12 protein-coding genes are annotated in these 9,868 nt (G+C 44.1%); 8 read left to right on the plus strand and 4 right to left on the minus strand.

All coding sequences use genetic code 11. The features are described 5' to 3' along the window. Positions 1–3 precede the first annotated feature (3 nt). The 5 genes from dnaX (at position 4) to BN1609_RS09075 (ending at position 3,866) form a co-directional block, all read left to right on the plus strand. Complete coding sequence (gene dnaX, locus BN1609_RS09055; protein WP_088810168.1) at positions 4–1,728, plus strand: DNA polymerase III subunit gamma/tau; 1,725 nt, start codon at positions 4–6, stop codon at positions 1,726–1,728. Positions 1,729–1,757: 29 nt separating this feature from the next. Further along, complete coding sequence (locus tag BN1609_RS09060; protein ID WP_088810169.1) at positions 1,758–2,075, plus strand: YbaB/EbfC family nucleoid-associated protein; 318 nt, start codon at positions 1,758–1,760, stop codon at positions 2,073–2,075. A 59-nt stretch (positions 2,076–2,134) separates the two neighbouring features. After that, positions 2,135–2,731: a recombination mediator RecR gene (gene recR / locus BN1609_RS09065; RefSeq protein WP_088810170.1), complete on the plus strand. Its 597-nt coding sequence runs from the start codon at positions 2,135–2,137 to the stop codon at positions 2,729–2,731. Between the two features lie 20 nt (positions 2,732–2,751). Beyond that, positions 2,752–3,000 carry a YaaL family protein gene (locus BN1609_RS09070; protein ID WP_088810171.1) on the plus strand — a complete coding sequence of 83 codons (249 nt, stop codon included), beginning with the start codon at positions 2,752–2,754 and terminating at the stop codon, positions 2,998–3,000. A 203-nt stretch (positions 3,001–3,203) separates the two neighbouring features. Then, on the plus strand, positions 3,204–3,866 hold the full coding sequence (locus tag BN1609_RS09075; protein ID WP_088810172.1) for a Crp/Fnr family transcriptional regulator: 663 nt from the start codon (positions 3,204–3,206) through the stop codon (positions 3,864–3,866). A 90-nt stretch (positions 3,867–3,956) separates the two neighbouring features. Here the strand turns inward: BN1609_RS09075 and BN1609_RS09080 are convergent, their stop codons facing one another. Genes BN1609_RS09080 through dhaK form a run of 4 tightly spaced genes read right to left on the minus strand, consistent with a single transcriptional unit; the run spans position 3,957 to position 6,807 of the window. Then, positions 3,957–4,811: an aldo/keto reductase gene (locus BN1609_RS09080; RefSeq protein ID WP_088825749.1), complete on the minus strand. Its 855-nt coding sequence runs from the start codon at positions 4,809–4,811 to the stop codon at positions 3,957–3,959. A 17-nt stretch (positions 4,812–4,828) separates the two neighbouring features. Further along, positions 4,829–5,203, minus strand: coding sequence for a dihydroxyacetone kinase phosphoryl donor subunit DhaM (gene dhaM, locus BN1609_RS09085; RefSeq protein ID WP_088810174.1), 375 nt, complete (start codon positions 5,201–5,203; stop codon positions 4,829–4,831). Beyond that, a complete protein-coding gene (dhaL, locus tag BN1609_RS09090) occupies positions 5,200–5,802 on the minus strand; it encodes a dihydroxyacetone kinase subunit DhaL (protein ID WP_088810175.1) in 603 nt (200 codons plus the stop codon). Before dhaL ends, dhaM begins: the two co-directional genes overlap by 4 nt. A 12-nt stretch (positions 5,803–5,814) precedes the next feature. Then, entirely contained in the window at positions 5,815–6,807 is a 993-nt protein-coding gene (dhaK, locus tag BN1609_RS09095) for a dihydroxyacetone kinase subunit DhaK (RefSeq protein ID WP_088815979.1), read from the minus strand. Positions 6,808–6,961: 154 nt separating this feature from the next. On the opposite strand from dhaK, the gene BN1609_RS09100 reads away from it, so the two are divergent. The 3 genes from BN1609_RS09100 (at position 6,962) to BN1609_RS09110 (ending at position 9,435) form a co-directional block, all read left to right on the plus strand. Next, positions 6,962–8,341, plus strand: coding sequence for an aminotransferase class I/II-fold pyridoxal phosphate-dependent enzyme (locus BN1609_RS09100; protein ID WP_088840776.1), 1,380 nt, complete (start codon positions 6,962–6,964; stop codon positions 8,339–8,341). Between the two features lie 38 nt (positions 8,342–8,379). Beyond that, positions 8,380–9,003, plus strand: a complete 624-nt coding sequence (tmk, locus tag BN1609_RS09105; RefSeq protein ID WP_088815978.1) for a dTMP kinase — start codon at positions 8,380–8,382, stop codon at positions 9,001–9,003. 102 nt (positions 9,004–9,105) lie between these two features. Then, complete coding sequence (locus BN1609_RS09110; protein WP_088810179.1) at positions 9,106–9,435, plus strand: cyclic-di-AMP receptor; 330 nt, start codon at positions 9,106–9,108, stop codon at positions 9,433–9,435. The last annotated feature ends 433 nt before the right edge of the window (positions 9,436–9,868 follow it).

Consider the following 9,868-nt stretch of genomic DNA (forward strand, 5'->3'; position numbering starts at 1 on the left):
AGGATGGCATATCAGGCATTATATCGTGTTTTTCGGCCGCAGTCGTTTGATGATGTTGTCGGGCAAAGTCATGTCACTAAAACACTTCAAAACGCAATCACTCAAAACAAAACATCACATGCTTACTTATTTAGTGGACCTCGGGGAACTGGGAAAACAAGTGCAGCGAAGATTTTTGCGAAAGCAATCAATTGCGAAAATAGCACAGATGGTGAGCCATGTAATGAATGTGATATTTGCAAAGGGATTACAGATGGATCAAATCCAGACGTTCTGGAAATTGATGCTGCCAGCAATAACGGCGTGGAGGAAATTCGCGATATTCGTGAGAAAGTGAAATACGCGCCAACTGTTTCCAAATATAAAGTATATATTATTGATGAAGTGCACATGTTATCAACCGGCGCTTTTAACGCGCTCCTCAAAACGCTTGAAGAGCCGCCGAAGCATGTCATTTTTATACTTGCAACGACAGAGCCGCATAAGTTGCCGCTGACGATTATTTCTCGGGTACAGCGCTTCGACTTTAAGCGAATTACTACGCAAGACATCGTTCAGCGCATGGCTTTCATTTTAAACGAGGAAAAGATTGCTTTTGATGAAAAGGCGCTAATGATTATCGCACGAGCTGCCGAGGGAGGCATGCGCGACGCACTTAGTTTGCTCGACCAAGTCATTTCCTATGGTTCAGACGAGGTCAGCGTTTCGGATGCGCTTGAAATTACCGGTTCGGTGGCGCAAAATTTATTGACCGATTTAGTTGCGGCGATTTTAAACCAAGATGCGAGTCTGGCGATGGAACGCCTTTCGGGCTTGCTTTCAGAGGGCAAAGACCCCGTTCGATTGGTGGAAGACTTACTTGTTTTCTTCCGTGACATTTTACTTTATCAGAAGGCGCCAAATTTGGAGGAGACGCTTGAACGCGCCGTTCCAGATGAGGCTTTTCAGGAGTTAGCGAAAGCGGCGAATGCAAGCCAAATTTATAAGGGCGTGGAGCTTTTAAATAAGACGACCACGCAAATGCGGTTTTCGAACCACCCGGGAATTTATGTGGAAGTTGCCGTAGTGGAGCTGACCCAATTACGGGGCGGGAATCCGATTGTGCAAGGGGAGTCTGGCGCCGATGTTTCTGCCTTACAAAATGAAGTGCGGGAATTGAAGCGGGAGCTAGCCGATGTGAAAAAGCTGCTAGAAAATGGGGTTCGTGCGGATACCACAAACGCGGAGAAAGTTGCCCGACCTAAAAAAGCAGCGATTAACAATTCGAAAAGTTTTAAGGCACCAGTTGGGAAAATTAATCATGTGCTCGATGTCGCGAAAAAGAAAGATTTACAATTGATTCGCGGTTGCTGGGGTGAGCTTTTGTCGATGCTTATGGCGTCCCAAGCGGCACTTTTAAATGATGCTGAGCCAGTTGCTGCGTCAGAAGACACTTTTGTGTTAAAATTTAAGCATGAAATTCATTGTCAAATGGCGATGGACAATCAATCTTTTGTTGAAACGATTGAAACGAGCATTTCAAAATTAACGCAAGTCAATTATAGTTTCATTGGGATACCTGAAATTCAATGGTTTGAAGTGCGTGAAAACTTCTTGAAAACTCATACTCCTTCCGAGGAACATGAGTCAGGCGAGGAACTTCCAAAACCTGCGGTGGCGGACACTAATTCATTCGTCGAAGAAGCGGAAAAACTCGTAGGAGCAGATTTACTCGAAATAAAAGAATAAAAATTAAATGATGAAGAGGAGAATTTTTTATGCGTGGAATGGGAAATATGCAAGGTATGATGAAACAAATGCAAAAAATGCAAAAGGATATGGCGAAAGCTCAAGCGGAATTAGAAGAAATGGAATTCACTGGCACGGCTGGTGGGGAAATGGTCGCTGTCAAAATGAGCGGCAAACGCCAAGTGCTAGATATTGTCATTAAAGAAGAAGTGGTGGATCCAGAAGACGTGGAAATGCTACAAGACCTTGTATTAGCGGCGACAAATGATGCGCTGAAACAAGTGGAAGATACGACTGCTCAAAAAATGGGCAAATTCACACAAGGAATGAATATTCCTGGATTATAAGAGATTAGGCGGCAGAATGTTTGACGTTCTGCCTGCTTTTTTGAAAGTGAGCGATGAAGATGCATTATCCTGAGCCGATAACGAAGCTAATTGATAGTTTCATGAAATTACCAGGCATTGGGCCAAAATCGGCTGCACGCCTTGCTTTTTACGTGCTAGATATGAAAGAAGATGACGTGCTCGGCTTTGCCAAAGCACTCGTTGACGCCAAACGAAACCTGAGTTTTTGCTCGGTTTGTGGGCATATTACGGACACCGATCCGTGCTATATTTGTAAAGATCACTCTCGGGATAAAAGCGTGATTTGCGTCGTGGAAGAGCCACGTGATGTCATTGCAATGGAAAAAATGCGCGACTACCATGGCCAGTATCACGTCTTACACGGAACAATTTCGCCTATGGACGGAGTTGGCCCTGAAGATATCAACATTCCTGACCTCCTGAAGCGCCTACAAAACGAAGAAGTGACGGAGCTTATTTTAGCGACAAATCCAAATGTCGAAGGGGAAGCAACCGCGATGTACATATCACGGCTTGTTAAACCAAGTGGCATTAAAGTGACGCGGATTGCGCACGGTCTTCCTGTTGGTGGCGATTTAGAATATGCTGATGAAGTCACGTTATCAAAAGCATTAGAGGGACGCCGAGAAGTTTAACGAAATTTGAGGTGACGAATATGGAATCAAGAAGCGTTCAGCACGGTAGAAAAAAAAGAAAGAAAATGGGGAAACTGCACAAAGAATATGATGCGTATTTGATGGATTTAATTGAAGCGACGCAAGAAGAATGGCATAAACAAAAAGTTATCTTGCGCAAAAGTTTCAACTATAATGAGCGTTTAGAATATGAAGCAAAAAAGGCGGGCGCCAAATATTTTTACCTCTTTAAAGAGGCAAGACATCGTGGCGTCAGCGGGAAAAAATAAAGTATGCTTAAAGGTTGTAGATGAATAAAATCTGCAGCCTTTTTTCATTTAAAAAATATGTAAAATAATACAAGTTTAAACCCAATTGTCACAAAAAGTTCAATAATGTGCCTGTATTTGTGAAATTTAGGTGTATGATTCGTCTATAAAATCATTTAAACTAGGAGAGTTTAAGGGGGGAAGCAAAAAAAGGAGTGAAATAAATGCATGAGTTGATGATGGGGTTATACACAAAAAAAGAAGTGTATGATTACTTTAATGAACTGCAATTAAAAGAATTGTTAACGTCAAACTTACAAGGATCTATGAAAAAAATCCGTATTGATCGAAGCCGAGTTTTGCTTTCAAAAACAGAGAATACAAAAGTTTACTTTATTTTAAGTGGCATTGTGGCGGCACGAAAAGACGGGAATTTGTTATACTTTCGCGGAGAAAATCGTTTTATAGGCCTTGAATCTATTTTATTTAGTGAAGACTCGGAACTTGTGACTTTAAACATTGGAAAAGTGGAATTAATCGAATTTCCAAAAGTAGAGGTTCTTGAATTATTAATGGGACTCCAAGAAGGGTGGCTGTATTGCTATCTAATTAACAAGGACTTAAACCAAGTGCTGATGAGAAATTATAGTAACTTTCAGGCAAAGCCGTACGAACGCAGCAAACAGATGTTAACCGATTTAGCCAAAGAGTTTGGCGGCTCAAGTGAGCTTAGTGTGGTTTTGCCAAAACAGTTTACTTTAACCATATTAACGAACTACTTAGGGATTAGTTACGTCACCATGAGAAAAATTTTAGAAATCCTTCGAGACGAAAACTTTATTGTAGATTCCGGAAAACGCAAAGAAATTAGAATACAAGCGGATTGACAAAACAAGTTTTAGTGTAAAAAATCGAGAAACATTTCCAGTGTTAGGAAGGGTTTCTCGATTTTTTTCATATAATCTTCAGGGGTACGATCATAGCCCAAACGGCTTTTCCGTGCGGACATAAACAACATCGGGCGCGCTACTCACACGTTCGCCGCGGTTTAATTTGTTAATAATAATCATTTCTTCACGGGTTAAAGCAAAGTCATAAATGTCCGCGTTCTCGCGAATTCGATTAGGGTGTTCGGACTTTGGAATGATGGCGTTGTCATTTTGAAGGTGCCAACGTAAGACGACTTGGGCGGGCGTCTTATTGTACCGCTTGCCAATTTTTTTAAGCTCGCCGTCTTTTAAAACTTGGCCTCTTCCGAGCGGGCTGAAGGCCTGATGCGCAATATGTAACTCATCTAAGTAATGATGCAGCAACTTATTCGGGAAGTAAGGGTGGGTTTCGAGTTGGTCGACAGCCGGCAGAACATTGGCTTTGGTGAGGAGGCGGTCAAGATGGTGCGCCTCAAAATTAGAAACGCCGATTGCGCGAACAAAACCTTCATCATAGAGCTTTTCAAGCGCCTTCCAAGTTTCGAAAAAGGTTTCTTGTTTGGGCCAGTGCACTAAATATAAATCGATTTGGTCGAGCCGCAACTTTTTCCGGGACGCTTCAAAAGCTTTCAGCGTCTCATCGTAGCCCTGATCGGTGTTCCACACTTTCGTCGTAACAAAGAAATCCTCCCTTTTTAACCCCGAAGAATGAAAGAAATCACCCATAAACTGCTCATTTTGGTAGAAAGCCGCAGTATCAAAAAGGCGGTAATCGGCCTTCGCCGCGGCTTCGAGGGAGTTCCGCAATTCAAATTCGTCGGTAATCTTGTAAACACCAAACCCGTGCTTGGGCATTAAAACGCCATTATTTAGCTGGATTTGGTCAGAAAACGACTTGGTCATGTTATCTCCTCCTCGCCTTATTTCATTTCAATCGATTTTAAGTTTTTAGAAATGACGTCTGGCTTTTCGTCAATTTGGATTTGTGCGGCCGTAGCATAGACGCCTTCCAAAAGGGGAGCATCAAATAAAATGATTTCTTTGTCTGAAAGTTCGCTGACCGTTTCAATATTCATTTTTGCGCTGCCGAGGTCGTAAAACGCGTACACTTTATCGGCTTCATTTTGTTCGAAAGCGTCATTTACTTTATCAAAACTCGTGCCGATACCGCCGTCATCCGTTCCGCCAGCATAGGTGATGCAAACGTCATGCGCCACTTGGCTTGCGATATCAAATACACCTTTTGCAACATCGGCCGAGTGCGAAATAATCACAATTCCGTAAGGCTTCTTCATTTAGTTACCTCCTCGCTTTTTAAAAGGGATGCAAATAGTATGGCGGACGAATACGCACCGGGATCGAGATGCCCAATGGAACGCTCCCCTAGGTACGAGGCGCGACCTTTTGTGGCTTTCATGTCTTTTGTTTTTTCTAGGGCCGTCTGAATCGCGTCATTTGAAAATTCACCTTGTCGCATGACGCGGATAACGGGCTCCCAAACATCAATCATTGTTTTCTCCCCAGCTTGTGATTTTCCGCGGTTTTTAATGCCGTCTAAGCCCGCTTCGAGCGCATCTATGAGCTGTTCTTCGGTGAGGGTGTCAGCGTCAACGGCTTTGCTAATATTTAGAAAGGCGGAGCCATACAGTGGGCCAGATGCGCCGCCTACTTTGCTGAGTAGTGTCATCGCGGTTGTTTTGAAGACGTCTTTTAAAGTTTCTGGAGGCTTTTTTGCAAAAGCGTTTTTCAGTTCTGTCAGTCCGCGCGCCATATTGATGCCGTGGTCGCCGTCACCGATTGACTGGTCCAAGTCGCTTAAAAGTTGCTTATTTCCAATGATTTGGTCCGAAAAATCAGTTAGCCAATTCATTGCCCAGTTTTTATCATAAGTCATCGTGAGCCCTCCTCATTTCCATGCGATTGTTTGGACAGGCAGATTCAGCATATCCACCCATTTTTCATCTTCTAGTTTTAAAATCGTAAGCGATAACCCCGCCATCTCAAGCGAAGTCATGTAGTCGCCAACAAAAGTTTTTTCAACCGTGACATGCGCGTCGCTTAAAAGTTCATGGACATCGTTTGTGAAAATGTATTGTTCCATTAGTGGCGTTCCGCCCATCCCGTTCACAAGCACGACGACCTTATCTCCCGATATGAAATGATGCTCCTTATTAATGCGGTCAAAAAGCTGTTTCGCGAGCTCTTTTGACGACATAATTTTTTCGCGGCTAAAACCAGGCTCACCGTGAATGCCAATGCCTAGTTCGATTTCATCGTCGGAAAGCTCAAAACCAGGATGCCCAACCTCTGGAACTGTACAAGGTGTCAAGGCTACGCCAATCGTCTTAGTCGCTTTCACCACTTTTTCACCAAGCGCTTTTAGTTCCTGCAAACTCGCCCCAGCTTCCGCCGCCGCCCCGACAATTTTATGCACGAACACGGTTCCAGCTACGCCGCGCCGTCCAGTCGTGAAGGTGCTATCTTCTACAGAAATATCATCGTCAATAATAATTTGATCCACTTCGATATCGTCCATTTCGGCAAGTTCTTTCGCCATGTCAAAATTCATTACATCGCCCGTATAGTTTTTAACAATTAAGAGCACGCCTTTTCCTTGGTCGGCCGCTTTAATGCCTTCATGAATTTGGTCAGGTGTTGGGGAAGTGAAAACATCGCCGCAAACGGCCGCAGAAAGCATACCTTGCCCAACATAACCCGCATGCGCAGGTTCATGGCCCGAACCGCCGCCACTCACAAGGCCGACTTTGTTAGGTCGCTTGTCCTTTCTCGCGATAACCCGCGTATCTGGAACACGTTCGATTAAATCTGGATGCGCTTTCACAAGGCCTTCTACCATTTGCTCGACAACTTGATCCGTGCTATTGATAATTTTTTTCATGAAAAAAACCTCCTCCAAATTTTCCTACAGTTAAAAATTTCCCTTTGCCCGTCTTGTTAAACTCTATTATAATATGTTTTTTATGTAAACGCTTAACAAGAAGCATTCTGTTTATAAAAATGCTACAATAATGATTGGAAAAGGAGGCGTCGAAATGGCTAGTCAGGAAGAGGTTCCGTTATTTTCAAAAATGGAAGAACATGTACGTCAAAATCCACTTTCGTTTCACGTGCCGGGTCATAAAAATGGCATTTTGTCTGAACTTAAATGGCAAGACATGCTGAAATATGATTTGACGGAAATAAGCGGATTAGACGATTTGCACCACCCGGAAGGAGCAATTCGGGAAGCGGAAGCGTTATTAAGTTCGGCGTACGGCGCAAGCAAGAGTTTTTTTCTAGTTGGCGGCTCCACCAGTGGGAACTTAGCGATGATACTTGCTGCAGTTCGCCGCGGTGAGCGCGTTTTAGTGACTCGTGATGCGCATAAGTCGGTCGTGCATGCTTTGGAACTTGCGGGAGCTCGGCCTGTTTTTTTAAACACAAAAAAAGATGTTTTGACGGGCGTTTCAAATGGCGTAGACGTGGCGACACTTGAACAGGCGTTTCGCGAGTATCCGGACATTGTGGCAGCCGTTTTGACGTATCCGAGCTACTACGGTACGACGTTTGATTTGGCGCGTGTGGCACAAGTGATTCATCATTTTGGGGCGCTCGTTTTGGTTGACGAGGCGCACGGGGCGCATTTTGCTGCAAGTGATGCTTTTCCGCGTGATGCGCTTAGATGCGGGGCGGACGCGGTCGTGCAGTCGGCGCATAAGACACTCCCGGCGATGACAATGGGCGCTTTCCTACATATTAATTCGGATTCCGCGCGGCTCGCACGCATTCGCCACTACCTCCAAATCGTGCAAACAAGCAGCCCTTCCTACCTTGTGATGGCTTCGCTTGATTTGGCGCGCCGCTTCATGGCTATGTATTCGGACGATGATTTTCAAGCTTTTTGGAAAATGCGCGCCAAATGGGTCGACTACTTGGAAGATGCAGGCTTCATCGTTTTGCTCCCAGACGATCCGTTAAAGCTGGTTGTTCGGAAAAACGGGTATTCAGGACACGAAATTGCACGGCATTTTGAGGCGCACGACTACTATCCTGAACTGGCGGACGACCGCCAAATGCTGCTGATTTTGCCGCTCACACGGAGCGGAACGCAGTTTGCACCAACTAGGGAATTGCGGGCAATCAAGGCGCCAAAAGGGGAAACGAGGCCAATTGAATTTGCCACGCCAAAACTTTCAGAGCTGGCACTATCCTATACGGAAATGGCCGAACTGGATAGCGTTCTTGTGGCATTAGACGAAGCGGTGAATGCCGTCGCCGCAGAAAACATTTCGGTGTATCCGCCTGGGATTCCTTTCGTCCTTCGCGGAGAAAAACTGACGGAAGCGCACATTGCTTTTTTGAAAGCCACATCTGGCGTACATTTCCACGGAGGAGAGCACTTAAAAGACGGCAAAATTGCAGTGTATTTATGATATAATCGAAAAGAGACTTGCTTGAAGGAGAGGAAACGATGGGGTTATTTATTACGCTTGAAGGGCCGGACGGTTCGGGAAAGACGACAACGATGCGTTTATTAGAAGAAAAAATGCGACTTGCGGGCATTGATTTTATTAAAACGCGTGAGCCGGGCGGCAGTCCGATTTCCGAAAAGGTTCGGGAAATTGTGCTTGGAATTGGGAATGAGGAAATGGATTCGCGGACGGAGGCGCTTCTTATCGCAGGTGCTAGACGCCAGCATGTTGTTGAAAAAATTCGACCAGCACTTCAGGCGGGAAAAACGGTGCTTTGTGACCGGTTTATTGATAGCTCGCTTGCTTACCAAGGCGCCGGACGTGGTATAGGTATACAAGAAGTACTTAGTATCAATTTGTTCGCAGTTGGCGAAACGTTACCTGACATGACTTTTTATTTGGACGTAGATGCGGCGACAGGGTTAGAACGGATTGCGGCAAGTCGCGGGCGCGAAATTAATCGGCTTGACAAGGAAGATATTAGCTTCCACGATAAGGTTCAAAAAGGCTATGAAGAAATTATCGCGATGTTTCCAGAACGCATCATTCGAATTGACGCAAATCGCACGCCAGAAGAGATTACAGATGAAATTATCGCGCATATTTTAAAACGGCTAAACTGACACTGCGTGTGAGGTATTCACTAGGCGAGGAAAGCAAAAAAATGAGTCTAGGCGGATATTTTTGCTATAATTAAAAAAAGCTCTTTGAAGGAGATGAAAAAAATGAAATTAATTTTCGCTATTGTTCAAGACCAGGATAGCAATCGTCTGTCTGATGCTTTGATGAAAGATAATTTTGGTGCAACAAAGCTTGCGACAACAGGTGGCTTTTTGAAAGCGGGGAATACGACGTTCATCATCGGTGTGGAAGACGACCGTGTGGACGATGCACTCGATATTATCCGCGAAAATTGCAAGGCGCGCGAACAAATGATGACACCATCTGCCTCACTCGGCGTAACGGTTGACACCTATGTCCCTTACCCAATTGAAGTCCAAGTTGGCGGGGCGACAGTGTTTGTGATGCCAGTTGAAAGTTTCCATCATTTTTAGAGTGAAAAAGAGTAGTTGCGTGAGCGAATCCCCAAAAGTTAGACTAAAAATCTAACTCTTGGGAATCGCAACAAAGCTCCTCTTTTTTTATGTCTTTTTTTCTAAAAAATTCATAAAATCTACACAAACAATAAAAAAGTAACATGCTCTATTAAAATTGTAAGAAAAATATATAAACTGGAGATGAGTTTCAATTAGAATGCCCTGCCTGAATTGCGCGACCTTATGGCAAAAGCGTACGTAAGAGGGAGGTTGTTATAACGCTACAAACACAAGAACGGCTAGTGTGGGAGAAGAGTAAGACCGACAAAATTGGGGGTTTTAATTTTAAAAGAGAGTTTCTTGTTGTATACTATAAGAGGTGTTTTTTATATAAATAGAGAAAAGGGGTGTAACCATGAACGGGAAAAAAATAGCGATTTCCATTATTGGT

This window comes from Listeria sp. ILCC797, assembly GCF_900186185.1.
GTDB lineage: Bacteria > Bacillota > Bacilli > Lactobacillales > Listeriaceae > Listeria > Listeria goaensis.